Origin of the sequence: Streptomyces hiroshimensis (assembly GCF_014650335.1) — a bacterium.
Taxonomy (GTDB): Bacteria; Actinomycetota; Actinomycetes; order Streptomycetales; family Streptomycetaceae; genus Streptomyces; species Streptomyces hiroshimensis.
On the sequence record NZ_BMUT01000001.1, the window covers coordinates 752642 to 778760 of the forward strand.

Here is a 26119-nt window from a genome sequence, read left to right on the forward strand (position 1 = left end):
TCATTTGCTGGCAGTGCCGGCAGGCTCTGCGGTGGGCTGGGCCGCCTCGTGGTCAAGGCGCCGGTAGTCGGTCTTGCCGTTGGCGTTGTGCGGGAGCCGGTCGAGGCAGGTCGCCGTCTGCGGCAGCATGTAGCGGGGCAGGATGCGGGCGCAGTGCTGCTTGAGCTGCACCAGGCCGGGCCGCGCCGCGCCGGGGCGCAGCGTGTAGTAGAGGGCGATACGGGCCTGGGCCGCCTGGTTCTGCTCCCCCTGCCCGGTCTTCACCACGACCGCGGCCTCGGCGACGGCCGGGTGGGCGAGCACCGCCGCCTCGATCTCGCCGAGTTCGACGCGGTAGCCGTTGAGCTTGACCATGCGGTCCTTGCGGCCGCGGTAGACCAGCAGCCCGTCCTCGTAGCTGACGAGGTCGCCGGTGGGGTGGCGGCCCTGGCAGTGGAAGGCGGCGGCGGGCTCGTCGGGGCGCCGCCAGTAGCCGGGGGTCACGCAGTCGCCCTCGACGACGAGTTCGCCGATCGCGCCGGGCACGTCCACGGGCCGTCCGTCGGCGACGACGCTCACGCGGGCGCCGGTGATCGGGGCCCCGATGGGCACCGGGGTGTCGCGCAGGAGGTCCTCGGGGCGCACCCGGTGGTAGGTGCAGACGTTGGTCTCGGTGGGCCCGTAGAGGTTGTACAGGGCGGTGTCCGCGGGCAGCCGCTCCGCGAGGGCGCGCAGCTGCGGGATCGGGAAGACCTCGCCCGCGAAGAGCACGTAGCGCAGGCTCCGGGTGACGTCGGGCGTGAGCACGCCCGAGGCCGTGAGGAGGTGGAGGACGGAGGGCACCGAGTACCAGACGGTGACGCCGTGCTCGCGGATGCCGGCGGCCAGCGCCGGGACGTCCCGGGCGGCCGCGTCGGCCACGATCCACACCGCGGCGCCGACGGACAGCGCGACGAACAGGTCGAAGGTGCTGAGGTCGAAGTTGAACGACGCGTGGTTGGCGAACACGTCGTCCGGGCCCACGTCGAGTTCGGCGCGGGCCCAGCCGGTGAAGTTGGCCAGGTTCCGGTGGGAGATCCGCACGCCCTTGGGCACCCCGGTCGACCCCGAGGTGTAGAGGATCGCCGCCAGGTCGCAGGGCTGGAGCGAGGGCAGGATCGTCACCCGCCCGGCCCTGACGCGCGCGAAGTCGTCCCAGGAGTGGACGGGTACGCCCGAGACGTGCCCGGCCGGCGGCTTGCCGGTGGTGACGACGGCCTCCAGGGAGGACGGCAGTTCGCTGTCCGCGAGCAGGTCCAGGTGGCGGCGGTCGGTGAAGAGCACGACCGGCTCCGCGTCCATGAGGATGGTCCCGGCCCGGCCGGCCGGCTGCCCGCCGTCCAGGGGGACGTACGCGCAGCCCGCCTGCACCGTGGCCACGATCGCCTCGGCGTAGTGCGTGCGCTTGTCCATCCAGACGGCGACCCGGTCGCCGGTACGGACCCCGAGGTCGAGCAGCCGGCAGGTGAGGGCGTCGACGGCGGCGGTGAACTCGCCGTAGGTCAGGGGGTGTTCGCCGACGAAGGCCGGACGGTCGGCCTGCCCGGCGGGGAGGTCCCGGCGCAGCTGGATCACGCTGGTGTTGAAGGCGCCCATGGTCGTGTGCACTTCCTCGCTCACTCGGATCGCGGCAGGACGCCGGTCTCCGTCGCGGACTCGATGAAGATCTCCGTCGCGAGGTCCAGGTCCTGCTGCGTGTGCTCGCAGGTGACGCTGACCCGCAGGCGGGCGTCGCCGAGCGGTACGCCCGGGTAGACCACGGTCTGGCAGAACAGGCCGCGCGCCCGCACGGCGCGTCCCATCTCCATGGCCTTGCGCTCGTCCCCGATGACGATGGGGAGGATGGCGCTCTCGGTCCGCTCCAGGTCGAAGCCGACCTTGCGGAGGCGGTCACGGAGCACGGTGATGTTCGCCCAGAGCCGCTTGACGCGCTCGGGCTCGGACTCGATGACGTCCAGCGAGGCGATCAGCCCGGCCGCGACGCCCGCGGGGATGTTGGCGGCGAACACGTAGGAGTTGGAGTAGTAGCGCAGGTACTCGACGACCTCCTCCTCGCCGACGACGAAGCCGCCCATGCCGGCGAGGGTCTTGCTCATGGTGCCGAGTTCGAGGTCGACCTCGCCCTTGAGCCCGAAGTGCTCGGCCGTTCCCGAGCCGCGCGCGCCCAGCACGCCGGTCGCGTGGGCGTCGTCGATCATCACGCGGGCGCCGTAGGTCTTCGCCAGCCGGACGATCTCCGGCAGGTCGCAGACGTCGCCGTGCATGCTGAAGACGCCGTCGGCGACGATCAGCGTGCCGCCGCCGGTGCCCTGCTCCGCCCCGCGGCGCAGCACCTGCTCCAGGTCCTGCATGTCGTTGTGCCGGTAGATCCGGCGGATGCCGCCCGACAGCCTGCTGCCGTCGACGATGCTCATGTGGTTGAGCTTGTCGACGACGAGCGTGTCGTAGCTCTTGACCAGGCCCGAGATGGCGCCGAGGTTCGCCGCGTAGCCGCCGGGGTAGACGATCGCGGCCGGGCGCTGCTTGAAGGCGGCCAGGCGCCGCTCCAGCTCCTTGTGCAGCATGTTGGTGCCGCCGATGAAGCGGGAGCCGGTGTGGGTGGCGCCGTAGGTGCGGGTGGCCTCGCACACCGCCTCGACGACCTTGGGGTGGTTGGCGAGCCCCAGGTAGTTGTTCGAGGCGAACATCAGGAACTCGCGCTCGCGGCCCTCGAGTTCGTCGTAGATGACGGCCCGGTTCTCGCAGCGGGAGAGCAGCGGCATGCCGTACCAGTACAGCCGCTCCTCCTCGCGCCTGCGCCGGTAGGTGCCGAAGCTGCGGGCCTTGGCGAAGAGGTCGGGGTCGCGCTGCTCGGTGAAGTCCTTCATCGAGCGGCTGTCCCAGGCGTCGGCGCCGGCGCCGTTCCCGGCCCCCGCGGCCCGCCCGTCCTGCGGCGCTCGCAGCGCGGCGAGCTCGGCGGCCAGGCCGCGCAGGGTCTGCGCGGTGACGGCGCCCACCGCGGTCTCCGGCAGGCCCAGCTCCTGGGCGGCCTCGGCGACCAGCGAGGTGAGGATGACGGAGTCGATGCCGAGCTCGCTCTCGAAGTCGGCGTCGAGGGCCAGCTGGCTGCGCTGGTACTGCGTCTGCCGCACGGCGGCGGCCAGCACCGCCTCCAGGACGGCGTCCGTGCCCTCCGGCTCCGCCGGGGCCCCGCCGTCCGCCGCCCCGGAGGGCGCGCCGAGCGCCCCCTCCACCCGGGCGACGAGCTCGCGGATCGTCGTGATGTCGCCGGGAAGGCGCTCCGCGATGCCGAACTGCTCGCCGACCGAGACCAGGATCGACTCCAGGATCACCGAGTCGATGCCGAGGTCGCCCTCGAAGTGGCTGTCGGGAAGCAGCTGGGCCTCGTCGTAGAGCGTCCGCTCGGCGACGATCCCCACGACCTTCCGGTGGATGCGCACGGTCTCCTGCGGGCCGTCCATGAGGTACGTCATGAGGTGCTCGCTCCTTCCCCTGCCTGCAGCCGGCCGACCAGGGCCGAGATCGCGTTGACGGAACGGAAGTTCGCCGGCGATATCTGCCGCAGCGGAACGGTGATGCGGAACTCCTGCTGCAGGTAATGGACCAGGTCGAAGACGCCCGCCGAGTCGATGATGTTCAGCTCGTCGATGGGCGTGTCCGGCTCCAGCCCGCCGGCGTCGCCGTCCATCCAGACCTCGACGATGTAATCGGTGATCAGTTTCTGAGGGGTCATCGCTTTCCTTGCCGTCAGTCGCGGTCGAGGGCGGGCCAGGTGAGCACCGTCGCCCCCCAGGTGAGGCCGCCGCCGAAGGCGGTGAGCAGCAGCCGGGCCCCGGGCCGGAGCGTCCCCTCGGCGTGGGCGTGGTCGAGGGCCAGGGGGATGGAGGCCGCGGCCGTGTTGCCGACCTCGGCGATGTTGCCGGCGCAGCGCTCCTGCGGGATGCCCAGCTCGTCGGCCAGGCGGGCGGTGATTCTGTGGTTGGCCTGGTGGCTGACGAGGTGGTCGACGTCGCTCACCCGCCACCCGGCGCGGTCGAGCACGGCGCGCGCCGAGCCGCTCATGCGCTGCACGGCCAGCCGGAAGACCTGCTTGCCCTGCATCGTGAAGTAGTGGTCCTCCTCGCGCGGCGCGTGCGGGCGCCGCTCGGAGCCGCCCGCCGGCACCGTGATCAGTTCCAGGCCCTCGCCGTCGCTGCCGAGGTCGAAGGGGCCGAGCGCGCCGGCCTCGCCCTCCGTGCCGGGGCGCAGCACCAGGGCCCCGGCCCCGTCCCCGAAGATCACCGCGGTGGAGCGGTCGGCCGGGTTGAGGATCCGGGAGAACGTCTCCGCGCCGATGACCAGGACCCCGTCGGAGGCGCCGCAGGCGATGAGCCCCGCCGCGGTCGCCAGGGCGTAGACGAAGCCGGAGCACACCGCGGCGACGTCGTACGCCGCGACGTGGCCGAGGCCCAGCTTGCCCGCCACGGTGGGCGCGGTCGCCGGGCACGTCCGGTCCGGCGTGGTGGTCGCCACGACCACGGTGTCGACCGGCCGGCCGCCCTCGGACTTCAGCGCCTTGGCGCCGGCCCCCGCGGCCAGGTCGGAGGTCGCCATGGAGTCCGGGGCGAAGTAGCGCTGCCGGATGCCGGTCCGGGAGCGGATCCACTCGTCTGAGGTGTCGAGCGCGGCCACCAGCTCGTCGTTGGTGACGGGCACCGGCGGCAGCGCGCTGCCCACCCCGGCCACGACGGCCGCCCGCGTCACCGGGCACCGCCGCGGCACCGGTGCCCGTGCTCGGCATTCCGAAAAGATGTGCGGCTGGGACGGTGGCTGGGACGGAAGCAAACCACGCGAGTGCTCCTCCGATGCGGACAGCCGGACGGCTCTGGCGTGCCGAGTCTGCTCACCCGGGCTGACCGGACGCTGACGGATGGCTGACCCGCCCAGGGGTCAGCCATCCGTCAGCACACCGTCAGCGCGGCCGTCCAGACTTGCCGCACACCGTGCCGGACGGCGTGCCGGAAAAGCCCGGGAAAGCCCGGGAAGTGACCGGGAAAAGCGCGGCGACGCGCACCGGAGCGCACGCCGGAACGTGCGCCGCAGCGCGCACGGCACCTGACCCCACGGGAAAGGCGGACCGCACCATGAGCCCTGTCTACGACAAGCTGGTGGACCTGCTTGTCGACCGCTTCGCGGTGGACCGCGCGGCCATCGGCCCGGACGTGACCTTCGAGGAACTGGAGATGGACTCGCTGTTCCTCGTCGAGCTGCTGCTCGTCATCGAGTCCGAGTTCCAGGTGAAGATCGGCGAGGAGGCCGCCGCGCCGACCGACACCATCGCCACGGTGGTGAAGGTGATCGCGAACGAGATCGCGGCCACGGCGCCGTGAGCGCCGCGACGGCAGCGGGCGCCGCGACCGCCGTGCGCCCGGTGACACCGGTCGCCGTCACCGGCCTCGGCCTGGTCACCGCGGCCGGCATCGGCACGGAGGCGACCTGGGACGGCGTGTGCGCGGGCGTCTCCGCGGCCGCCCGCAACCCCGCCCTGGAAGGGCTGCCGGTGGACATCTCGTGCACCGTCCCCGGCTTCGACCCCGCCCGGCACGTCGGCCGCCGCAGCGCCCTGATGCACGACCGCTTCACGCAGCTGGCGATCGTCGCCGCCCGCGAGGCCGTCGCCGACGCCGGGCTCGACCCCGCGCAGTGGGACGGCGCACGCGTCGGCGTCGTCGTCGGCTGCGGCCTCGGGGGCGTGAGCACCTGGGAGCAGCAGCACCGCCGGATGCTGGAGCACGGCCCGGCGAAGGTCTCCGCGCTCCTCGTCCCGATGCTGGTGCCCAACATGGCCGCCGGGAACCTGGCCATCGACCTCGGCGCCACCGGCCCCAACCTCGTGACCGCCACGGCCTGTTCCTCCGGGGCCACCGCCATCGGCACCGCCGCCCAGCTGCTGCGCGAGGGCGCCTGCGACATCGTCGTCACCGGCGGCGCGGAGGCCGGCGTCAGCCCGCTGATGGTCACCGGCTTCGCCCAGATGGGCGCGCTCTCGCGGAGGCTGGACGAACCTGCCGCCGCCTCCCGGCCCTTCGACGCCGGCCGCGACGGCTTCGTCATCGGCGAGGGCAGCGGCATCCTCGTGCTGGAGCGCGAGGCCGACGCGCGCGCCCGCGGCGCCCGGGTCCGCTCGCTCCTCGCGGGCTACGGGGCCTCCGCCGACGCCCACCACCTCACCGCGCCCGAACCGGAGGGCAGGGCCGTCCTCGCGGCCGTCCGCACGGCCCTGGACCAGGCGGGCGCGGCCCCCGGCGACATCGGCCACGTCAACGCCCACGGCACCTCGACCCGCCTCAACGACGCCGTCGAGGCCGCCACCTTGCGCACGGCGCTCGGCGACGGCGCCGCGGTCACCTCCACCAAGGGCGTGCTCGGGCACACCCTCGGCGCCGCGGGCGCCATCGAGGCCGCGCTCACCGTCCTCGCCGTCGAGCGCTCGCTCGTCCCGCCGACGGCCAACCTCGAACAGCTGGACCCGTCCGTCGAACTGGACGTCGTCGCGGGCGGCCCCCGCAAGACGACGCTTGACGCTGCGCTCAGCACATCGTTCGGGTTCGGCGGCCAGAACGCGGCGCTCGTCTTCCGCGCGGCGTGATGCCGTTCCGGCGGATCGTGGGTACGCGGTGGTGCCGGGCGGTACGGATTCCGCCGGACCCTCGCCGTCGTGGCGGGTCGCCGTCGCGGCGGGAGAGAGGTTCGCCGGCTTCGGCGGTGGAGAGGTGCCCGTCGGCACGGGCGGGACTCCCGCGGCGGGAGAAGAGCTTGCCGGCTCCGGCAGAGGAGAAGTGCCCCGTCGGCATGGCGGGACCCCCGGGGTGGGAGGGGGCGCCGGCTCGGGCGGACGAGAAGTGCCGCCGCCGCGGCGGGAGCCCCGCGGCGGGACGAGGATTCGCCGGCTTCGGCAAGAGAGAAGTGACCGCCGCCGCGGCGGAAGCCCCCGCGGAAGCCGCGGGCACCGCGACCTACACGATCCGAAACGGAAGGCAGGTGCGTCCATGACGCTCACCGTCCCGGAGGACGATCTCCGGGAACTCGAACAACGAGTCCAGCGCGCGCTCGCCGCAGGCGACGACCGCGGGCTGACCGTCCTCGGCTACGGCGAGGTCACCCTCGTCCTCGCCCTGGAGACCGAACGCGGCGCCTTCGCCTGCAAGCGGCTCCCCGTCTTCGACGGCCGCGAGCGCTTCGAGGCCTACGGGCGCAGCCTCGACCAGTACATCGACCGCCTCCGCGCGGCCGGCATCCACGTCGCCGAGACCCGCCTGTGGCACACCGAGCTGCCCTCGGGCAGGATCGTCGGCTACTGCGTCCAGCAGACCCTGCCCGTCAAACGCCTCGTCCCCAACCTGCTGCACAGCGAGGGCGAGGCCTGGGCCGAGGACTTCTTCGCCCGCTTCCTCGACCGCGTGCATGACTGCGTCACCCCGGTCCTCGGCCTGGACGCCCAGGCGTCCAACTGGATCGACCTCGACGGCGATCTCGTCTACCTCGACGTCACCTCGCCCCTCATGCGCGACGCCCGAGGCCGCGAACGCCTCGACGTCCGGCTCTTCTTCACCTCTCTGCCCTGGATCCTGCGCGACGCCGTCCGCATCGCGATGGCCAAGTCCATCTTCGACAAGTTCTACACACCGCGCGGCGTCGTCCTCGACTTCCTCGGCAACCTCCACAAGGAGAAGCTGGACGCCCTCGTCCCCGGCTTCCTCAAGCAGGCCAACGCCCGCATCACCCCCGCCCTCACCGCCGAGGAGGTCGCCAAGTACTACAAAGGCGACGCCTCGATGTGGGAGCTCATCCAGCGGCTGCGCAAGGCCGACCGCGCCTGGCACCTCAAGGTGCGCCACCGCCCCTACCCCTTCCTGCTGCCGCCCGATGTCGACCGCTGACACCCTCGCCGCGCCCGCGCGGCCCCGTCCGGGCGGCCTCGCCGGCGAGACCCTGGCCCTCGACCCCGCGCGCCCGCTGCACCTGGCCCGGCCCACCGAGCAGCTCACCGCCGCCGTCGTGTCCATCGCCTGGCTGCGCGCCCAGGGCGACGCCGTGCGCGACGCGCTGGAGGCCCGGCACCTGACCGACGACGAGGCCGCCCACGCCGCGGGCCTGCGCCTGCCCAAGCGGCGCTACGAGTGGCTCGCCGGCCGCCTCGCCGTCAAGCACGGCGTGCTCGCCCACGGCAGGCGGCACTGGGGCCGGACCGGGCGCACCCGCGACGTCCGGGTCGGCGCCGTCGCCCACGGGCTGCGGGCCGGCAAACCCGTCGTCAACGCACCCGTCGACGTCGGCCTGTCGCACTCCGGCGACTTCGCCATCGCCGTGTGCGGGCCGCGCCCTGTCGGCGTCGACCTGGAGCACGAGCGCCGCATGCCGCCGATGCTCACCTCGCTCCTGACCGCCGACGACCACCGGGCCGGCACCTCCGCCGACCCCGACCGCCGCCGCCTGGCCGGCATGCCCCTGCCGCTGCGCTGGGCCTGCAAGGAGGCCGTGCTCAAGCACTTCGGCTTCGGCCTGCGCATCGACCCTGCCGAGGTCGCCCTGCACGCCTGGCGCGACGACCACACCTACACCTGGCACCCCGGGCCCGGCCTCCTGCACCACGCGCCCTCGGCGGGCGACGGCCGCCTGCACAGCTGGGCCCGGCGGATCGACGGCTACTTCCTCGCCCTGGTATGGACGTGATGAACGGACCCATGACACCGACCCCTTCTCGTTCCCCCGGCCTCGGCGCACCCTTCCCCGAGGCCCTGCGGCACGCCACCGGAATCGCCGCCCTCAGCCCCTCCTCGCACAACTGCCAGCCCTGGGCGCTCGCCCGGCTGGAGAGCCGCCCGGCGCGCCGGGCCGCGGCCGACCTGCTCGGCTGCCCGGACGACGGCACCCACGTCTACCTCGCCCTCGCCGTCGACCGCCGGCGCAGCCTCACGGCCCTGCCCGCCCACCTGCTGGAGATGCGGCTGAGCTGTGCCGCCTACTGGCGGATGCTCTCCCGGGCCCTGGCCGCCCAGGGCTGGGAGCTCGTGCGCGAACGGGCCCACGAGAGCGGGGGCGACGGGGGCGCCGCGCCGTCCGCCGACTCCCGGCTGCCCGGCGGCCCGTGGCCGCGCGACTGGTCGCTGCTGTGGACGGCGGCGCTGCGCCGCACCGGGGAGGCCGCCGAGAGCCTCACCGCCCTGACGGACGCGGCCCGCACCCGGCACACCAACCGCGGCCCGTACGACGAGGAGGCCCTCGCCCCGGGACTGCTCGGCGACCTCGCCCGCCACCCGCCGACCGGGGGCCCCGCGATAGGGATCCGCCACCTGACGGACGGTCATGAACGCGAACTCTTCGCCGACTTCCTCGCCCGGCACGGAGGCGTCGATTTCAGCCACCGGGCCGCTTGGCGGGAAACCCACTCCTACATCCGCTGGAGCCCGGCGGCGGTGCGCGCACACGGGGACGGCTTCCCCGTAACCCAGCTTTTCGGGCCATTGTCGGCCCGGCAGCGGCTCGCGAAGCGGATCGCCCTGTCCCCGCCGGTCATGAAATTCCTGTGTCGCTTCGGTTATGACCGCTCGCTCGCCGGAGGGCTGGCCGCCGAGATCCGCCGTACCCCCGCGCTCGTGCTGATGAACTTCGCGGACGAAGCCCCCGGGGTGGCCGACGCCTTCCGGGGCGGCGCGCGCATCGCCGACTACTGGCTGCACGCGGCCACCGCTGGGCTGGCCTTGCATCCTGTGAGCGTCGTCATGCAGCACGACCCCCTGCGCGCGATGCTCCAGAAACAACTGGGCCTTTCCGGCAGGCTCTTCTTCGTCAGCCGCGTCGGCCGGCCCCGTACGGCCTTCCCGCCGGCTCCCCGCAGTGCGGGGGCCGCGGACCACCGCACGGTCTGAACGCCGTCGCGTACACGGCGGACCACGCAGCGTAGTAGCGGACAATCCGGGCCGGAACGCCCGTGCCGCGGTCCGCCGGAAAAGCAGCGGAACATTCCGGCCAGGCCCGGAACCCGAACGCCGCAGGGTCGGGGATACTGCTCCTTGCCGCCGCCTTTACCGTGACATATTTCCCGCCAAAACCTGGCGGGACGCCCGGCCGTCAGTTGCCGCTGGCGTACAGTCGGGTGAGACGTTCAGGGGGATGCCGTGGCCACGGAGATGACGTCAATGAGCCATCGATCCGCCGGCGGGGGGACTTGGGCGGTCTTCACCCCCACAACCCCGTCGGCCACAATAGCGCCTGCTCCCCGAAGCGACTCCGTTCGGAACCGTTCCGTTAACTGGAAGCAGGCTCGATGAGTATGCGCATACTGCTGTGCTGCGACAAGCTCATCCTAGGCGCAGGTATGCAGGCACTGCTGGGCCAGCACGGCCTGGATGCACAGACGAAAACATCCGTGCGCAGCACGGTGGCAGCCGCCAAGGAGATGACTCCGGATGCCATTGTCGTCGTGGCCCCGGCCCTCAGCATCGACGACACCCATGAACTCGCCGAACTCTCCCGGATGGCCAAGGTCATCCTTCTCGCCCGGCCCGACACCACCCCCAGGGCCTTCGAGGCCCTGCGCATCGGCGTCCGGGCCGTGCTGTCCCTGGAGGACCCTCCCGAGGAACTGATCCGCATGATCAAGACGGTTATCGAGGTCGACGCCATGGTCGCCCCGCTGACCGCCCGCAAGGCCCTCGACCAGCTCCGCACCGAGCAGCCCCCGGCCCCCGCACCGCCGCCGGCCGGCGCCCTGACCCCGCGCGAGGCCGAGGTGATGCTGCTGCTCGCGCAGGGCCGGTCCAATGCGGAGATCGCCGAGAAGCTCTCCATCTCCAATACGACGGTCCGCTCCCACGTCCACCACGTGCTGCGCAAGCTCGACGCCGGAACCCGCGCCCGCGCGGTGGCCATCGCCTACGAGACGGGGCTGATCGGCGCCATGGAACGGCAGGCGCAGGGCCGCCTCTGAAGGCCCGTCGCGCGGAGCCCGTCAGCCCACCGCGACCCGGTATCCGGGCTCCACGCGTACGCCGCTGATTTCGTCCACCACCTCGGCCATTCCCTCGAAATCGGCGACCAGCCGGGCGAACGCCTCGCTTGTCGTGTCCCGTTCGAAATCGGCACGGCTGCTCACCCCGATGACTTCGAAGAAGTGAACGGACGCCGCCGGGTCCGCGGATACCCGCTGCACGCTGAATGACAGCACGCTCGGAAGTTCCGGACAGGTGGCGTAGTCGGTCTCCCGTACCCATGTTTCAAAACGGGCCGGAGTGACGTTCGGGCGCAGCCGAATTCGGTGCACAATCATGTCCACGACGCCGGAAATCCCTTCTGAATTCTTTTTGAGTTCAACATCGGCGGCCGGTTCGTCTGGGTGGCCGGTTCGCTGTCAGCGGCGCTTTCGGGAACGGCGCCCGGCCAGGCCCAGCGCCCGGGCCGCATTGTTCTTCTGGATCTCGTTCGTGCCGGAGAAGATGCGGGAGGGCAGCGCGTCCCGCAGAAACGTCTCGGCCTCGCCGCCGAGGATCCCGAGCGCGCCGCGCAGCTGCACGGCGTCCAGCCCGAGCTGCACCGCGGCCTCACTCACCGCGATCTTGGCCAGGGCGGGCGCCACTTCGTCGTCACTGCCCGCGGCCAGCCCGCACGCGGCCTTGTACAGCAACAGCCTGGCCGATTCCAGACGGATCGTCATATCGACGATGCGGTGGCTGACGGCCTGGAAGCCGCCGATGGCCGAGCCGAACTGCTCCCGCTCCCGGGCGTATTCCGAGGTGGATTCCAGCACGCGCTGCATCGCCCCGACGTAGGTGGCGAACAGGCAGGTGCGTTCCCACTTCATCGAGGACGAGAAGATGCTCGCTCCGGCGCCCTCCTCGCCGAGCACGTTCGCCGCCGGCACCACGCAGTCCGTGAGGTACACGTCGGCCGTCGGCGAGCCCTGCAGGCCGACCTTGTCGTAGCGCGGCCCCACGGTCAGCCCGGGCGTGTCCGCCTCCACGATGAAGGTGGTGAGGCCGAAGAAGCCGCCGCCGGGCGACGTCGCCGCCTGCAGGACGAACACGTCGGCGACGGGGGAGTTGGTGGTGAAGCACTTGCTGCCGTTCACCACGTACGCATCGCCCTTCCGCACGGCGCGCGTCTGCAGGTTCAGGGCGTCGGACCCGGCGTGCGGCTCGGTGATGGCGTGCGCCGCGATCGCCTCGCCCGAGGCGAGCGGCGGCAGCCAGCGCTGCTTCTGCTCCTCGGTGCCGAACTCGGTGACGGGCATGACGGCGGCGAACAGGTGCGCGGCGACGGAGAAGGCGAAGCCCTGGTCGGCGCAGCCGTAGCCGAGGGCCTCCATCAGGGCCGCGGTGGTGACGGCGTCCAGGCCGCTGCCCCCGTACGCGGCGGGCACGCTCGCGCCCGTGATGCCCTGCTTCCCCGCGAGCTGCCAGCGGCGCCGGAACTCCTCCGGGTCGTGCGCCGCCGTGCCGTCGCCGAGGTCGCGCCGGGCGAAGCGCACGACCATGTCGCGCATCTCCGCGGTCTCGGTGTCGAAGTCGAAGTTCATCGTGATCCGTCCAGGTGTTCCTCGATCAGCACGTGATAGTTGATGCCGCCGGTACCGAAGGAGCTCACGGCCGCCCGCCGCGGCCGGCCGGGGGCGGACTCCCAGGGCGCGCTCCCGGAGGAGACGCGCGCGGGAATGCGGTCCAGGTCCAGCTCGGGGTTGACGGTCGCAAGGCCCGCGTTGGCGGGGAGCACCCCGGTCCGCAGGGCGTAGAGCGCCCGCAGCAGCCCGGCGCCGCCCGCGGCCGCGAAGGTGTGGCCGAAGAACGATTTGGCGGAGCCGATCTCCAGCGGGCGCCGCCGGTGGGGGCTCGCGTACACCCGCGCGGCCGCGGCGATCTCGACCCGGTCGCCGACGCGGGTGCCGGTGCCGTGGGCCTCCAGGTAGCCGACGTCCGCCGGGTCGAAGCCCGCCTGCCCGAAGGCCTGGCGCATGGCCCGCACCTGGCCGTCCACGTCCGGCGCGATCAGGGACTTCGCGTCGTTCGACGCCCCGATCCCGCACAGCAGCCCGTGGACGGTGTCCCCGTCGCGCCGCGCGTCCGCGTAGCGCTTGAGCAGGAAGAGCGCGCAGCCGTCCCCCGGGGTGAAGCCGTCGGCCGCGGTGTCGAAGGGGGTGATGCGGTCGCGGGAGAGCAGACCCAGGGCCGAGCACAGCACCATGTCGCGGGCGTTGCAGGGGAGTTCGACGCCGCCCGCCAGCGCGTAGTCCACGCTGCCGGAGCGCAGCCGGCCCACGGCCACGTCCAGCGCGGCGAGCGACGACGCGCACGCCGCCTCGACCCCCAGCGGCACGGCGTCCAGCCCGTACTCGTTGGCGATCACCGCCGCGACGCCCCCGGCGAGGGAGCCGTCGAGGTCCTCCGGCCCGCCCGGGGCCGGGTCCGCGGCGTACCGCTCGCGGACCAGGTCGAGCAGGGTGGCCACCCCGGTCGCGTCCAGGTGCCCGAGCGCGGCGAGCTCGCCGACGGCCGCCTCGACCTCGCCCAGCGCGAGACCGGCCGCGGTGCGCCGCTCCCGGGACAGGCTCAGGTTCGTGCCCATCGCGACCAGGCCCGGCCCGTTCGGCCGCGCGACCCCCCGGCCGCCGCGGGCCAGGAGCTCGTCGGCCACGCACAGGGCCACCCGCTGCGCGGCGTCCATGACCGCGTAGCGGTGCGGCGGGATGCGCAGCCCTTCCGGGGGTGCCGAGGGTACCTCCACCGGGGAACCCAGGTCGGTGTAGCTGTGGGTCAGGCTCAGCTTGCCCGGCCGGTGGTAGAGCTCCCGGTCGAGCAGGGACTGCGGCAGCGGCCCGATCCGGTCCTGCCCGGCGAGCATGGCGGCCCAGAAGGCGTCGGCGTCGGGGGCGTTCCCGAACCGGCCCCCGAACCCCACGATCGCGACGGGCTCCGGTGCGACGGAGGCGCGCGCGGTGCGCGGCCGGGCCGGGGCGGGCACGGCCGCGGCCGTCTCGTGCTCCTCCAGGACGAGATGACAGAGCGTGCCCGTCAGCGAGGCGCCGCCGACGGCGGCGCGGCGCGGCTCTCCGTCCGGCGCCGGGGCCCACCTCTGCGGCTCCGTCAGCGTGCGGAAGGGCGTCTCGGCAAGGTCCTGCGCCGCCCCGGGCTCCTGCGGCAGCTGAGCCGGGAGGCGCTGGTGGTACAGCGCCAGCGCCGCCTTGGTGACGCCGGCCAGCCCGGCGTTGGCGAAGGTGTGCCCGAGCCGGTCGCGCACACTGCCCACCACCACGGAGCCGGGTTCCGCGTCCGCGAACACTGCGGCCAGCGCGGCGAGTTCGGCGGCCGTCTCACGCGGCACGCCGGAGGTGCCGCACTCCACGTAACCGATCGTGCCCGGCGACGCGCCGCACTCCCGCAGGGCGGCCCGGGCCGTCTCCGCGCGCCGTTCCACGGACGTGGAGTAGCGGAAGACGCCCGGACGTCCCTGGTGGCGCACCGCGCACCCGCGGACCGTCGCGTAGACGCGGTCCCCGTCGCGGACCGCCGACGACAGCCGCTTGAGCAGCAGCGCGCCCACGCCCTCGCCGAGCGCGAAGCCGTCGCCGTCCGCGGCGAAGGGGCGGGTCCGCTGAGCGACGAGTCCTTTCGCCGCGAGCGCCGCGCGCAGATACGGGCCCTCCTCGCGCTGGCCCGTCACCACCAGCACGGCCTCCGACTGCCCGCTGCGCAGGCTGTCGAGGGCGTGCGCGATCGCCAGGAACGACGTCGCATCCGCCGACTCCAGCGCCAGGGTGCGGCCCCGGAGCTTGAACGCGCTCGCGATCCGGGCGGGGATGGTGCTCGCCATCTCCCCGACCCGGTCGTGCGGCGAGGCGCCCAGGCGCCGCACCAGGGCCGTGCGCAGCTCGTCCGCGGCCTGCGCGGCCGTACGGGCCGAGCCGCCGAACTCCGGTGCGGACACCGCCCGTTCCAGCTCTCTGGCGTAACGGCTGCCCTCGACGCGCAGCGCGTTCGCGTACTGCCGGTCGAGGCCGGAGCACACCCCGGCCACCACGTCCGTGCGCTCGGTCTGCAGCATCCGGTCGGCGGCCTTGGCATCCTCCAGGCACTCGCGGGCCGCCTCCAGCATCAGCAGCTGCATCCGCGTCAGCGCCCCGGCCTGCGCGGGCGGGATGCCGAACCGGGCGACGTCGACCTCGATGCCGGCCAGCGACGGCGCCGGGCCGTCCCCGGGCGCCGGAGGCGGCTCGGTCAGGGCCCTCCAGTAGCCGTCGGCTCCGCGGATGCCGGGGTAGAGCGCCGCGATGCCGACGATTGCGACGGGTTCGTCCTGCGGTGTTCCGTCCTGCGGTGCGCGCGCGGTGCCGGCGGCACCGCGCGCGTCGAACTCGGAGTGCATGCGGGATGGCTCCAGTTGTCTCGGTGCTGCCGGGTCCGGCAACCTCTCTCCGCCGCCGCGGCGCGAAACCGCGGCGGTGGCTTCCGGCGGTGCCGAACCGTGCGGCAGCGCCCGGTGCAGTGCAGTGCAGTGCTTGCATTGCAGTGCGGTGCGGTGCGGTGAAGCCCCGCCCGCAGGGCGCCGGGCCGTACGGTCAAGCCCCGCCCGCCGGGCGTTACGCGCTCGTCGCGACCGGCTCGCGCCGCCCGTTCCACAGCGCGCCCGGCTGGGCCAGCGCCGGATCCTGGGCGAGGATCTCGGCGTGCCGGCGCTGCAGCCCGGCACCCGGCTGGATGCCCAGCTGCTCGTCCAGCCGCTTGCGGGTCAGGCGGAAGCGCTCCAGCGCCTCGCTCTGCCGCCCGGACCGGTACAGCGCCAGCATCAGCAGCTCGCAGAACCGCTCGTGCAGCGGGTGCTGCGCGACGAGCTGCTGCAACTCGGCGATCACCTGGGTGTTGTGGCCGAGCACCAGGCGGGCGCTCACCAGGTCCTCCCACGCGCTCAGCCGGCGCTCCTCGAAGAGGGTCGCCGCGCTCGCACATCGCAGCCCCTCGCCGGCGTCGAACAAGGCCGGGCCGCGCCACAGCCGCAGGCCGGTCTCCAGCAGCCTCGCCGCCTGCTCGGGGTCGGTGGTCAGCGCGGCTCCGCCGCGGGAGGCGAGATCGAGGAATCTGTTGGCGTCGACGCACTCCGCGGGCACGTCCAGCAGGTAGCCGTTCGGCACGGCGCGCAGGACGGTCGTGCGGTGCATCGGAGTGTGTGCCTCGAGTACTTTGCGCACCCTGGTGGCCTGGGCCTGCAGGGCGTTGCGGGGATTACCGAGGGCTGAGCCGCACCACAGCTCGTCGACGAGCTCCATGTGCGACACCGCCCGGCCCGCCCGGAGGGCGAGGGTGGCGAGCATGGAACGGACCTTGCTGGCCCGAATGTCGCTGCTCCTCTCCGCAACGCTGACGCGCACCGGACCGAGTATTTCAATTTGCACGAATTTCCCCCCACAGCGGTTTCCGCCGGAGATCAGAACAGGAGCTTGGACAGGTTTTTCCCCCTTTCGGCGCCCAATCCTTGCAACGTGGAACAACCGGCGTCATCCATCCCCCGGCCCCTTTCCGCCCTCAACGGATGGCGGAGCCGGGCGGGCGCCTCGGCCGTTCATTGAGGCGCGTGCCCGCCCGGCTCAACGCGGCGTCAACACACGGATGACGCGGGCCGCCCGCGCCCGTCCGCCCCGTGACGTAGGGGCGGCGTCCGTTTTCTTCAGGCGGTCTTCAGGAAGAGTACGTTCCACCCCCGCCGCCCCGGGAGGGCGGGACGCCCGGGACGGCGCCCGGCGTCACCAGCCCCGCCTCGTACGCGGCGATGACCAGCTGGACGCGGTCGCGGGCGCACAACTTGCCCATGATCCGGCTGACATGGGTCTTGGCGGTGAGCGGGCTGAGCCCGAGCACATCGCCCACCTCGGCGTTGTTGAGCCCCCTGGCCACCAGGGTCAGCACCTGCCGCTCGCGGACCGAGAGCACCGCCAGGCCGTTCGTCACGAAGCCGGCCGGGATGTCCGCCCTCGGAGCCCGCAGCACCCGGGCGATCAGGCGCGAGGTCGGGCCGGGGGAGAGCAGCGCCTCCCCGGCGGCGATGGTCCGGATCGCCTCCAGCAGCGCCGCCGGGCGCGTGTCCTTCACCAGGAAGCCGGAAGCCCCGGCGCGCAGCGCGTCGATGACGTACTCGTCGGTGTCGTACGTCGTCAGGACGAGCACCTTCACGCCGGCCATGTCCTCGTCGGCCGCGATCCGCTGGGTCGCCTCGATGCCGTCCAGGTCCGGCATCCGGATGTCCATCACCACCAGGTCGGCGCGGGCGCTGCGGGCCAGCTCGACGGCCTGCCGGCCCGTGCCCGCCTCGCCCACGACCTCCATGTCGGGGGCGGTGTCCACCAGCATCGCGAACGCGGAGCGGACGAGCCGCTGGTCGTCGGCGAGCAGGACCCGGATCGGCTGCTGCGCGGTCATCGGCCGTCCCTCCCCCCGGGGGCGGGCGGTGCGGCCGGGCTGGGTGCTGCTGTCATCGGAGTCATCCTTCGGGGTGGGGACCGCGCCGCGCCCCGCGGCGGGGGTCGTTCACTGATGCACGGACTGGTGCACGAACCGGTGCACCCACTCGCTGACGTCTCACGAGGCGATCACCGCAGCGCGGCCCCGTCCGCAGGGGCCGACGGCAGGACGGCGGTGACCGCGAACCCGGCGCCGCCGGGGCGCGGCCCGGCCTGCAGCCCGCCGCCGACGCTGCGGGCCCGCTCGCGCATCCCGACGATGCCGTAACCGCCGGTGCCGTTCGGCTCGTTCCCGGGCACGGGCGCGCGGGCCGGAGCCCCCGAACCTCCGTCGTCGAGCACGGTGACCCGCAGGGCGCCGTCGCCCTCGCCGCGCGCCACCGTCACCCAGACGCGGACCGCGGGCCCGCCGTGGCGGACCGCGTTGGTGAGAGCTTCCTGCACGATACGGTACGCAGCTGCCCCGACTGCCGGGGCCAGGAAGGCCGTTGCCGCCGGGTCGGCAGGGTCGGTCGGGTACCCTGCGCCGCCGGGGCCCGAGCCGTTGCTCCTCGCCGTCCCGCCAGTCCTGCCCGTCCCGCCAGTCCCGCCAGTCCTGCCCGTCCCGCCAGTCCCGCCAGTCCTGCCCGTCCCGCCCGTCGCGTCCGGCCCCATGTGCACCTGCAGACTCACCCGTGCCCCGGCCGCCTCCGCGGCGCGCGCCAGATCGGGCAGTCCGTCGAGGCCCGGCAGGGGCCCGTAGCCTGCGGAATCGTTCCCGCGGAGCACCTCCAGCGTGGCGCGCAGCTCCACCCGGGCGTCCCGGCACGTATCGGCGATCCCGTCCAGCGCCTTGGCGAGGGCGGCGCGGTCGAGCCGCTCGGGGTCGGCGACCAGGACGTGGGCCGCGACCGCCGTCTGCACCCCGATCAGGGTGATGCTGTGGGCCAGCAGGTCGTGGAGGTCGCGCGCGATGTGCACCCGCTCCTCCGCGACCCTGCGGGCCGCCTCGCGCTCGCGCGTCCGCTCGGCGCGCTCCGCGCGCTCCACGATGGCCCCGACGTAGTTGCGGTGCAGGCGCACCGCCTCGCCGATCAGGACGACGTCGGCGATCCAGCCGGCGCTCACCAGCGTCGGCACGATCTCGTGGTTCTTGCCGAGCGCCAGCATGACGACCGTGGCCACGCCGAAGATGCCGCCGAGGGTGAGGAAGCTGCGCTTGGGCGGGCCGACGACGGCGAGCGTGCACAGGGCCACCAGGCCCGCCGGAAGCACTGCGGTGCGGGGGTAACCCAGCACGTAGAACGGGCCGTTCATGCAGGCCACGGCCAGCACCGTGAGCCACGGTGCCTGGCGCCGCGCCGTCAGGACGAGCGCGGCGCCGGTGAGGAGCGCCCATCCCGGGAGGTCCGGTGACCGCCGCGCGGTGACCACGAAGAGCACGCTCTGCACGGCGAGGACCGCCAGCGCGATTCCGAAGTCCTGCAGCAGGACGCTGCGTCGTACGGCCGCGTGCTGCGGCAGCAGCAGACGCGCGATCATGGGGGTAACCGGGTCCCGGGACGGCATCACGTTTCCATGGAACCCCGGGAGAGCTTCCCGGGCCACCACATCCACCTCTTCAGCAACAGGCTTGCAGAGGTGACCAGGTAGGTACGGACCAGGAAGGTGTCCAGCAGCACGCCGACCGCGATGATGAAGCCCATCTCGACCAGCGCCACCAGCGGCAGCGTCGCCAGCACGGCGAAGGTGGCCGCCAGCACGATGCCCGCGGAGGTGATGACCCCGCCCGTGGTGCGCAGCGCGGTGAGCGCCGCCTCCGAGGAATCCGCGCCCTTGAGCCGTTCCTCACGGGCCCGGTGCATCAGGAAGATGCCGTAGTCGACACCGAGCGCGATGAGGAAGACGAACGTCAGCAGCGGCAGGCTCGGGTCGAGGCCCTTGTAGCCGAGGGCCGGGCCGAAGACCAGGCCGCTGAGCCCCATCGCCGCGCCCCACGAGGCGATCACGGCGAGGACGAGCACCAGGGGCGCCACGAGGCTGCGCAGCAGGGCGATCAGCACGATCAGCACCGCGGCCAGCACCAGCGGGATCACCTTGACGCGGTCGTCGGCGTTGGTCGTCGCGAGGTCCATCTGCTGTGCGGTGGGCCCGCCGACGATCGCCTGCGCGTCCGGCACGTCGTGCACCGCGGTGCGCAGCGCGGCGATGGTCTTCTTCTCGCCGTCCGACTCGGGCTTGGCCACCGAGAACACCTGCAGCTCGGTGCGGTCCCCGCCGCTGCGGCCCGGCTGCACCGCGGCCACGCCCTTCGTGTCCTTGACGCGCTTCTCCACCTCGCCCGCCTGCCCGGTGCGCGTCACCACGGTGACCGGCAGGCTGCTGGAGTCGGGGAAGGCGTCGGCGAGCGTACGCATCGCGGTGACCGAGTCGGGCTTCTTGAGGAAGGCGTCCTCCTGCTTCAGCGTGCCCGGCAGCTTCACGGCGCCGATCGACAGGGCCGCGAGCGCCGCCACGCCGCACAGCAGCACCAGGCCCGGGCGGCGGCTCGCGGAGTTGCCCATCGCCGCGAACAGCGAACGCCGGTGCACGGCCTCCGTCCCGTAGGCCGGGACGATCGGCCAGAAGACGCGGCGCCCCAGCAGGACCAGCACCGCGGGCAGCAGCGTCAGCATGGCCGCCAGCGCGCAGAAGACGCCCACCGCGCCGACCGGCCCGAGGCCGCTGCTGCTGTTGAGGTCCGCCGCCATCAGGCACATCAGGCCCGCGACGACCGTCCCGGACGAGGCGAGGACGGCCGGCCCGCAGCCGCGGATCGCGGACATCATCGCGTCGTACGGCTGCTCGATGTGGCGCAGCTCCTCGCGGTAGCGGGCCACCAGCAGCAGGGCGTAGTCCGTGCCCGCGCCGAAGATGAGCACCGTCATCACCGACGTGCTCATCGTCGTCACCGTCAGGTCGAAGGCCTTGATCAGCCCGTAGACGCCCGCCATGGCCGCCGAGGCCGCCACACCGACCACGCCCAGCGGCACCAGCCACAGGAAGGGGCTGCGGTAGATGAGGATGAGCAGGACCGCGACGACGCCGGCGGTGCCGAGCAGCAGGGTGCTGTCGATGGACTGGAAGACCTCGTTCTGGTCGGAGGCGAGGGCCACCTGCCCGCCGAGCTCGGCCTTCAGGCCCTCCGGCCTGTCCTTCTTGACGATGTCCCGGATGCCGTCGACCGCCTTGCCCTGCGCGGCGGCGTCCGCCAGCCCGGACACCGACAGCGCCGTCATCGACGTGGCGCCGTCCTTGGAGACGACCGTGGGCGGCTCGCTGCCGCCGCGCAGCTCGTAGCGCCCCGCGATCCGCTTGATCTGCTCCTGCGCGACCTTGCGGTCCCCCTGGGAGAGGCCGCCGTCGCGGTGGTAGACGAGGATCGCATCCGAGGTGTTGCCGCCCGGCAGCTTCTGCAGCAGGTGCTCGACCCGGGTGGACTCCGCGCTGGCCGGCAGGTAGTCCACCGGCCGGTCCCGCGCGGCGCCGCTGAGCTTTTCGGCGAAGGGCGCCGTGACCGCGAGGACCACGATCCACAGGGCGATCACCGCCCACGGAAGGGCGCGACGCCTCGACCTCCCTTCGTGTGCCGGTCGCAGCCGGCCTTCCTTCCGCTGCGTTTCCGCCGCCGGAGCCATGTGCCCGCCGCCTCCTCAGAGCCGAAATCCACTGACCCTTCCAGGATTCCGGCGCGAAGCGCCCGGCACGTCGGCCCGGAGAGCGAAGCGGAAGCTAATCCGCCGGGTGCAACGGGGGTGTTGGTACTCCCGCGGGAGTAACGCGGCGGAGGGCGCGGCGGTATCACGCACCGTGTCGAATGTGCACTGTCGGCAACTGTTCCCTACGTCCGGGGTCATCCCGTACTCCGCTGGTAGGAGGGCCGGATCCGTCCCCTGGGACGACGACGGATCCGGCGGCGCGCGGCATGGTGGAGGGATGAAAGGCGTGACGGGCATGAAGGACCGCGGGACCGGGCGGCGGTGGAGAGCGGCGTGAGCTCAGTACTGCTGTCGGTGCTGCTCTGCCTGGTGTCGGCGGTCGCCTACGCGAGCGCGGCCATCGTGCAGGAGCGCGTCGCCGCCACGACGCCGGGCGGGCCCTGCGGGCCGCTGCGCCGGCCGGGCTGGTGGGGCGCGGTCGCCCTGACCGGGCTCGGCGCCGGGCTCCACGTGGTGGCGCTCGCCTACGGGCCGCTGAGCCTGGTGCAGCCCCTGGGGGCGCTCACGATCGTCTTCGCGCTGCCCATGGCGGCGGTGGCCGCGCGCAGACCCGTCGGCGCGGCGGGGTGGCGCGGAGCCCTGCTGGCCACCGCCGGGCTCGCCGGGCTCCTCACCCTGACCGGGCCGCCGCACGCCGAGACCCTCGACGCCGCCCAGCGGCCCGCCCTCGCCGCCGTGGCGCTCGCCGGGGCGGCGGTCCTCGCGCTCGGTGCGCACTGGGCGCGGCGGGCCGTCGTCCGCGGGGTCGCGCTGGCCGCGGCCGCCGGCGCCGCCTTCGGCATGGCCTCCGTCTTCACCAAGGCCGCCGCGCAGGACTGGACCTCGCACGAGACGGACTTCCCCGCCTTCACGGTGCTGATCACCGCCGTCCTCGCCGCGACGGGCATGCTCCTGTCCCAGGCCTCCTACCGCGGCGCGGGCCTGGCGGCGCCGCTGGCGACGGTGACGACCGTGAATCCCGTGGTGGCGGCTGCGGTGGGGACGGCGGTGCTGGGAGAAACGTTCCGGTACGGGGTGACGGGCGGACTGCTCGCCGCCCTGGCCGGCACGGTCGCCACGGCGGGGGTGATAACCCTCAGCCGCCTCACCCCGGCCGGGCCGGACCGCGGGCACCCCGGCCCGGCCGCGGACGGCACGGCGACGATCCCGGGGGCGCGCCGCGGACTGACGCACGCGGGGGCGAAGCCGGAATAGTCCGCCGCTCTTGACGGCGCCGGGCTGCGCAGGCGGGGCGTGGCCCTCGGCCGGCCCGCGCTGTCCGGGCCGCCGGGCCGAGTGGCTCAGCCGGGCTCGGCACCGCCGGGTCACGCCGTGGGGGTTGCTCGCCGTGGCGGCGGGTGTGAAGAGGCGGGGCCTCTTCAGGCTCCTGGGACCGAAGGCTCGCGGCTCCCTTGACGGCGCCGGGCTGCGCAGGCGGGGCGTGGCCCTCGGCCGGCCCGCGCTGTCCGGGCCGCCGGGCCGAGTGGTTCAACGGGGCTCGGCACCGCCGGGTCACGCCGCGGGGGTTGCCCGCCGCGGCGGCGGGTGTGAAGAGGCGGCTGCGCTGCCCTCTTCACACGCCGCGCCCGCGCCCCGCCCACCGCCCGCAAGCCCGGCCCCGGCCGCGGCCGCAAACTTCTTCCGCCGCAGCGTTGATCAGTCGGTACGGTGCGGCTCGGCGGTGCCGTGCCGAGGGTCCGGGCTCGGGGTTTGGGGGGCAGGTGTTCTGGGAGGCGCGCCCCTAAAGCTTCTTCCGCCGCAGTGGTGATCAGCCGGTATGGCGTGGTTCGGCGGTGCCGTGCCGAGGGTTCGGGTCCGGGGCTTGTGGGGGCTGCAGGTGTTTTGGGAGGCGCGCCCCTAAGCTTCTTCCGCCGCAGCGGTGATCAGCCGGTACGGCGCGGTGCGGCGGTGCCGTGCCCCGGAGAGTCCTTCCGGTGGTGCCGTTTCGGAGTTCAGGCCGTGGAGGCGGGCCGGGCGCACCCGGGAGGTTGCCTTGCCGTAGCGGCGATCCGCCCGGCGGCGCCGGACCGGCCGATGTCCGTGAGCGCCCTCCGCGAGGAGGTATGGCCCTGGCGCGGGAACCGCGACACGATGGGCCCGTCCGTCCGGCCTACCCCCTCCGGAGGAGCCCCGTGGACTTCGACGTCGTCGTGGAGATCCCGCAAGGCAGCCGCAACAAATACGAGATGGACCACGAGCGCGGCCGCATCCGGCTGGACCGGCTGCTGTTCACCTCGACCCGCTACCCCGCCGACTACGGCTACATCGAGCAGACCCTCGGCGCCGACGGCGAACCCCTCGACGCCCTCGTCCTCGCGGGCGAGCCGACCTTCCCGGGGATCGTCATCCGGTGCCGCGCCATCGGGATGTTCCGCATGCGCGACGAGAAGGGCGAGGACGACAAGGTCCTGTGCGTGCCCTCGGGCGACCCCCGTCACGAGCACATGAGGGACCTGCGCCACCTGCCCGAGTTCGACCGGCTGGAGATCCAGCACTTCTTCGAGGTGTACAAGGAGCTCGAACCCGGCAAGTCCGTCGGCGACGGCACCCGCTGGGCGGACCGCGCCGCCGCCGAGGCGGAGATCTCCGCCTCCTACGAACGGGCCGCCCGGCGCACTGACCCGATGCGGTAGAAGAAGGCAGAAGAAGGAGGCCATGGAGGGCACGGACACGGGCACCACGGACACGGGCACCACCAAGGCGGCGCGCCGCGGCCCCCCGCTCCTCGCGGCCGTCGCCGTCGCCTACGCCGTGGTGCAACTGTGCTGCGCCGTCGCGCACATGGACCTGGGCTGGGACGAGAGCGTCTACCTCTCGCAGGTCGACCCCCGCAACCCGGCGGCGTACTTCAGCGCCCCGCGCTCACGGGGCATCAGCTTCCTCGTCGCGCCGGTGGTCGCCCTCACCCCGTCCGTCACCACCCTGCGCGTGACCCTGGCGCTGCTGTCCTCGGCGGCGCTCTACGGAGCGTTCAGGATCTGGGAGCCGCTGGCCGGCCGAGCCCGTACGGCTCTCGCGGCGGCGCTGTTCGCCGGGCTGTGGATCACCGTCCTCAGCGGCCCCGAGGTCATGCCGAACCTCTGGATCGCCTTCGCGGCGACCGCCGCCACAGGCTGCTTCCTGCGTACCAGGGCGCCCGCCGACACCCGGGCCCCGGCCGACCCCCGAACGCCCGCCGACACCCGTACGCCCACGGGCAGTCGTAACCTCGCGGGCCTCGCCGCATCCCTCGCCGCGGCCGCCCTCCTGCGCGCCCCGGACGCCGTCTGGCTGGCCCTCCCGATGCTCGCCGCCTGCGCGGCCGTACGCGACCGGCGCGCCCTGCACACCGCCGCGGTCGTCCTCGGCGGGCTCGCCGCGGGCGGTGCGCAGTGGGCCGCCGAGGCCTGGGTGCGCTTCGGCGGCGTCACGCAGCGGCTCGCCGACTCCAGCGCGACCGAGGGCGGCATGGGCGCGCACCCCGGCGCGGGCCTGAGCGCGGCCCGCCGCAGCCTCAACGGCCCGCAGCTGTGCCGCCCGTGCCACATCGCGAACCCTTCCCTCACGCATTCGCTCTGGTGGCTGCTGCTCCCCGTGCTGGCCGCGGCCGCCTGCGCCCTCGCGCTGCGGACCGGCGGGCGGGCGAGGGCCGTCACCCTGCTGCCCGTCGCCTGCGCGCTCTCCCTCGCCGCCCCGTACCTGCTCCTGCTCGACTACTCCGCGCCCCGCTTCCTGCTCCCCTCGTACGCGCTGCTCGCCCTGCCCGTGGCCGGGCTGGCGGCCGGGGCCGTCACCCGCCTGCACACCGGACCGCCCCGGTGGGCGGCGGCCGCGGCGCTGTGCGCGCTCCTCGCCGCCCACCTGTGGGTGCAGCAGGGAGAGCTGCGCGCCAATGCCGCCGACGCCCGGGACACCACCGTCCGCTACCGGCGCGCCGCCGAGGGCCTGCAGCGCCTCGGCCTGTCCGCCCCCTGCCTCGTCACGGGTCCGCGCGCCCAGCCCGTGGCCTACGCCGCGGGCTGCGCCTCCGCGCAGACCCGGGGCAACAACCGTTCGACGACGGAGGCCGCGCTGGCCCGCGCCGCCCACCGCGTCCCCACGGCCGTCCTTCAGGACCCCGCCGACGGACGTCTCCCGCCGTTCGCCCGCACCTGGCACCCCCATCCGCTCCCCGGAACCGGTGGCTGGACCGCGTACCTCCCCTGAACCGAGCCCTCTCGGCTCAGGCCTCCCGCAGCAGCGCCGCGAGGTCCCCGTCCACGTCGAGGTGGCCGCCCTCGCTGCCGGCCGGCACCAGCGCGTAGGAGCGCGCGAGGAAGCGCCGCAGCTCGGAGGTGTCGATCTGCACCATGGCCACGCCCTCGACGGCGTGGAACTCCAGCACCGTGCGGTCCGGTCCGCACGGCCACACATGGACGTCGCCGCCCCCGGTCGGTGCGATCAGGCCGCAGGCCAGCGTCTCGCGGGCGAAGACCCATTCCACGTCCGCCCCGTCGAGGGAGGCCACGGGCGGAAAGGCGATGTGCACGGCGAAGGGATCGGAGGGTTCGTAGCGCAGCTGCGCGGGGACGGCGCGGTCCTGCGGGGCCGACGCAATGAGCCGTGCCTGGACAGCCTGGTCGATGACAGTGGACAACGCGTGCTCCCTCGCGATCGCTGTGATGTGGTGCGGGTCCTTGCGGTGGTACGGGGTCCTCGTGCGGTGGTGGTCGTGCCGGTCGTGCAGCTCCTGCCGGCGTTCCGCCGCCGACCGGATCCGGGAGGGATCCGCCGACTGGAGAGACGCTGTCTGGTGAGACGGCGGTTCGATCGCTGCAGTGCACATGATTCAAGCGTGACCTGCATCACGATCCTTTGATTGGGAAAGACAAAAGCCGTCTCAGCCGTGAAATCGCTGCTCGTACGCCACTCTGTTCACCACCCGCAC

At 73.6% G+C, this 26119-nt stretch carries 21 protein-coding genes; 9 read left to right on the forward strand and 12 right to left on the reverse strand.

From position 1 onward, the window contains the following. The 4 genes from IE241_RS03050 to IE241_RS03065 are packed head-to-tail and all read right to left on the reverse strand — an operon-like array spanning position 1 to position 4761. Complete coding sequence (locus IE241_RS03050) at positions 1–1614, reverse strand: D-alanine--poly(phosphoribitol) ligase (RefSeq protein WP_190020425.1); 1614 nt, start codon at positions 1612–1614, stop codon at positions 1–3. A 20-nt stretch (positions 1615–1634) separates the two neighbouring features. After that, positions 1635–3491 carry an aminotransferase class I/II-fold pyridoxal phosphate-dependent enzyme gene (locus tag IE241_RS03055; RefSeq protein ID WP_190019977.1) on the reverse strand — a complete coding sequence of 619 codons (1857 nt, stop codon included), beginning with the start codon at positions 3489–3491 and terminating at the stop codon, positions 1635–1637. Continuing rightward, the gene (locus tag IE241_RS03060) at positions 3488–3751 is read right to left on the reverse strand and encodes an acyl carrier protein (protein WP_190019978.1); all 264 of its coding nucleotides are present in this window, start codon (positions 3749–3751) and stop codon (positions 3488–3490) included. Before IE241_RS03060 ends, IE241_RS03055 begins: the two co-directional genes overlap by 4 nt. Positions 3752–3765: 14 nt before the next feature. Next, on the reverse strand, positions 3766–4761 hold the full coding sequence (locus tag IE241_RS03065; RefSeq protein WP_190019979.1) for a beta-ketoacyl-ACP synthase III: 996 nt from the start codon (positions 4759–4761) through the stop codon (positions 3766–3768). Positions 4762–5141: 380 nt separating this feature from the next. On the opposite strand from IE241_RS03065, the gene IE241_RS03070 reads away from it, so the two are divergent. From IE241_RS03070 to IE241_RS03095, 6 genes are all read left to right on the forward strand, one after another. Beyond that, positions 5142–5387 carry an acyl carrier protein gene (locus IE241_RS03070; protein ID WP_179083350.1) on the forward strand — a complete coding sequence of 82 codons (246 nt, stop codon included), beginning with the start codon at positions 5142–5144 and terminating at the stop codon, positions 5385–5387. After that, positions 5384–6646, forward strand: coding sequence for a beta-ketoacyl-[acyl-carrier-protein] synthase family protein (locus IE241_RS03075; RefSeq protein ID WP_229898705.1), 1263 nt, complete (start codon positions 5384–5386; stop codon positions 6644–6646). The genes IE241_RS03070 and IE241_RS03075 overlap by 4 nt, the downstream gene beginning before the upstream one ends. A gap of 400 nt (positions 6647–7046) precedes the next feature. Beyond that, positions 7047–7937 (forward strand): DUF6206 family protein, encoded by an 891-nt coding sequence (locus IE241_RS03080; RefSeq protein ID WP_190019980.1) that lies wholly within the window; start codon positions 7047–7049, stop codon positions 7935–7937. Continuing rightward, positions 7924–8730 carry a 4'-phosphopantetheinyl transferase family protein gene (locus tag IE241_RS03085; RefSeq protein WP_190019981.1) on the forward strand — a complete coding sequence of 269 codons (807 nt, stop codon included), beginning with the start codon at positions 7924–7926 and terminating at the stop codon, positions 8728–8730. Before IE241_RS03080 ends, IE241_RS03085 begins: the two co-directional genes overlap by 14 nt. 11 nt (positions 8731–8741) lie before the next feature. Further along, a complete protein-coding gene (locus tag IE241_RS03090; RefSeq protein WP_190019982.1) occupies positions 8742–9926 on the forward strand; it encodes a nitroreductase family protein in 1185 nt (394 codons plus the stop codon). Positions 9927–10324: 398 nt separating this feature from the next. Next, positions 10325–10987, forward strand: coding sequence for a response regulator transcription factor (locus tag IE241_RS03095; protein ID WP_190019983.1), 663 nt, complete (start codon positions 10325–10327; stop codon positions 10985–10987). 21 nt (positions 10988–11008) lie between these two features. Here the strand turns inward: IE241_RS03095 and IE241_RS03100 are convergent, their stop codons facing one another. The 7 genes from IE241_RS03100 to IE241_RS03130 form a co-directional block, all read right to left on the reverse strand. After that, on the reverse strand, positions 11009–11326 hold the full coding sequence (locus IE241_RS03100) for a RedY/HapK family protein (RefSeq protein ID WP_308433629.1): 318 nt from the start codon (positions 11324–11326) through the stop codon (positions 11009–11011). An 81-nt stretch (positions 11327–11407) separates the two neighbouring features. Continuing rightward, on the reverse strand, positions 11408–12571 hold the full coding sequence (gene redW / locus IE241_RS03105; RefSeq protein WP_190019985.1) for an L-prolyl-[peptidyl-carrier protein] dehydrogenase: 1164 nt from the start codon (positions 12569–12571) through the stop codon (positions 11408–11410). Continuing rightward, the gene (locus IE241_RS03110) at positions 12568–15411 is read right to left on the reverse strand and encodes a beta-ketoacyl [acyl carrier protein] synthase domain-containing protein (RefSeq protein ID WP_190019986.1); all 2844 of its coding nucleotides are present in this window, start codon (positions 15409–15411) and stop codon (positions 12568–12570) included. Before IE241_RS03110 ends, redW begins: the two co-directional genes overlap by 4 nt. Positions 15412–15625: 214 nt before the next feature. Beyond that, positions 15626–16411 (reverse strand): AfsR/SARP family transcriptional regulator, encoded by a 786-nt coding sequence (locus tag IE241_RS03115; RefSeq protein WP_229898706.1) that lies wholly within the window; start codon positions 16409–16411, stop codon positions 15626–15628. A 307-nt stretch (positions 16412–16718) separates the two neighbouring features. Beyond that, the gene (locus IE241_RS03120) at positions 16719–17456 is read right to left on the reverse strand and encodes a response regulator (protein WP_190019987.1); all 738 of its coding nucleotides are present in this window, start codon (positions 17454–17456) and stop codon (positions 16719–16721) included. Between the two features lie 170 nt (positions 17457–17626). Then, positions 17627–19018 (reverse strand): sensor histidine kinase, encoded by a 1392-nt coding sequence (locus IE241_RS03125; protein ID WP_190019988.1) that lies wholly within the window; start codon positions 19016–19018, stop codon positions 17627–17629. A gap of 26 nt (positions 19019–19044) precedes the next feature. Further along, positions 19045–21153: an MMPL family transporter gene (locus IE241_RS03130; RefSeq protein ID WP_190019989.1), complete on the reverse strand. Its 2109-nt coding sequence runs from the start codon at positions 21151–21153 to the stop codon at positions 19045–19047. A gap of 354 nt (positions 21154–21507) precedes the next feature. Between IE241_RS03130 and IE241_RS03135 the strand changes: the two genes are divergently transcribed. The 3 genes from IE241_RS03135 to IE241_RS03145 all read left to right on the forward strand — a co-directional run bounded on the left by IE241_RS03135 (position 21508) and on the right by IE241_RS03145 (position 25398). Next, positions 21508–22428, forward strand: a complete 921-nt coding sequence (locus tag IE241_RS03135) for a DMT family transporter (protein ID WP_190019990.1) — start codon at positions 21508–21510, stop codon at positions 22426–22428. Positions 22429–23345: 917 nt separating this feature from the next. Then, on the forward strand, positions 23346–23846 hold the full coding sequence (locus IE241_RS03140) for an inorganic diphosphatase (protein WP_190019991.1): 501 nt from the start codon (positions 23346–23348) through the stop codon (positions 23844–23846). 22 nt (positions 23847–23868) lie between these two features. Beyond that, a complete protein-coding gene (locus IE241_RS03145; RefSeq protein WP_229898708.1) occupies positions 23869–25398 on the forward strand; it encodes a hypothetical protein in 1530 nt (509 codons plus the stop codon). A gap of 16 nt (positions 25399–25414) precedes the next feature. On the opposite strand, the gene ssgD is transcribed toward IE241_RS03145, so the two are convergent. Continuing rightward, entirely contained in the window at positions 25415–25828 is a 414-nt protein-coding gene (gene ssgD, locus IE241_RS03150; RefSeq protein ID WP_190020429.1) for a spore wall synthesis regulator SsgD, read from the reverse strand. Positions 25829–26119 lie beyond the last annotated feature (291 nt).

What these genes read in the sequence shown, in the direction of transcription:
- IE241_RS03050 (WP_190020425.1), bottom strand. Translation starts at nt 1,614, where the DNA reads ATGGGCGCCTTCAACACCAGCGTGATCCAGCTGCGCCGGGACCTCCCC.
- IE241_RS03055 (WP_190019977.1), bottom strand. Translation starts at nt 3,491, where the DNA reads ATGACGTACCTCATGGACGGCCCGCAGGAGACCGTGCGCATCCACCGG.
- IE241_RS03060 (WP_190019978.1), bottom strand. Translation starts at nt 3,751, where the DNA reads ATGACCCCTCAGAAACTGATCACCGATTACATCGTCGAGGTCTGGATG.
- IE241_RS03070 (WP_179083350.1), top strand. Translation starts at nt 5,142, where the DNA reads ATGAGCCCTGTCTACGACAAGCTGGTGGACCTGCTTGTCGACCGCTTC.
- IE241_RS03080 (WP_190019980.1), top strand. Translation starts at nt 7,047, where the DNA reads ATGACGCTCACCGTCCCGGAGGACGATCTCCGGGAACTCGAACAACGA.
- IE241_RS03085 (WP_190019981.1), top strand. Translation starts at nt 7,924, where the DNA reads ATGTCGACCGCTGACACCCTCGCCGCGCCCGCGCGGCCCCGTCCGGGC.
- IE241_RS03090 (WP_190019982.1), top strand. Translation starts at nt 8,742, where the DNA reads ATGACACCGACCCCTTCTCGTTCCCCCGGCCTCGGCGCACCCTTCCCC.
- IE241_RS03095 (WP_190019983.1), top strand. Translation starts at nt 10,325, where the DNA reads ATGAGTATGCGCATACTGCTGTGCTGCGACAAGCTCATCCTAGGCGCA.
- IE241_RS03100 (WP_308433629.1), bottom strand. Translation starts at nt 11,326, where the DNA reads ATGATTGTGCACCGAATTCGGCTGCGCCCGAACGTCACTCCGGCCCGT.
- redW (WP_190019985.1), bottom strand. Translation starts at nt 12,571, where the DNA reads ATGAACTTCGACTTCGACACCGAGACCGCGGAGATGCGCGACATGGTC.
- IE241_RS03110 (WP_190019986.1), bottom strand. Translation starts at nt 15,411, where the DNA reads ATGCACTCCGAGTTCGACGCGCGCGGTGCCGCCGGCACCGCGCGCGCA.
- IE241_RS03120 (WP_190019987.1), bottom strand. Translation starts at nt 17,456, where the DNA reads ATGACCGCGCAGCAGCCGATCCGGGTCCTGCTCGCCGACGACCAGCGG.
- IE241_RS03125 (WP_190019988.1), bottom strand. Translation starts at nt 19,018, where the DNA reads ATGATCGCGCGTCTGCTGCTGCCGCAGCACGCGGCCGTACGACGCAGC.
- IE241_RS03130 (WP_190019989.1), bottom strand. Translation starts at nt 21,153, where the DNA reads ATGGCTCCGGCGGCGGAAACGCAGCGGAAGGAAGGCCGGCTGCGACCG.
- IE241_RS03145 (WP_229898708.1), top strand. Translation starts at nt 23,869, where the DNA reads ATGGAGGGCACGGACACGGGCACCACGGACACGGGCACCACCAAGGCG.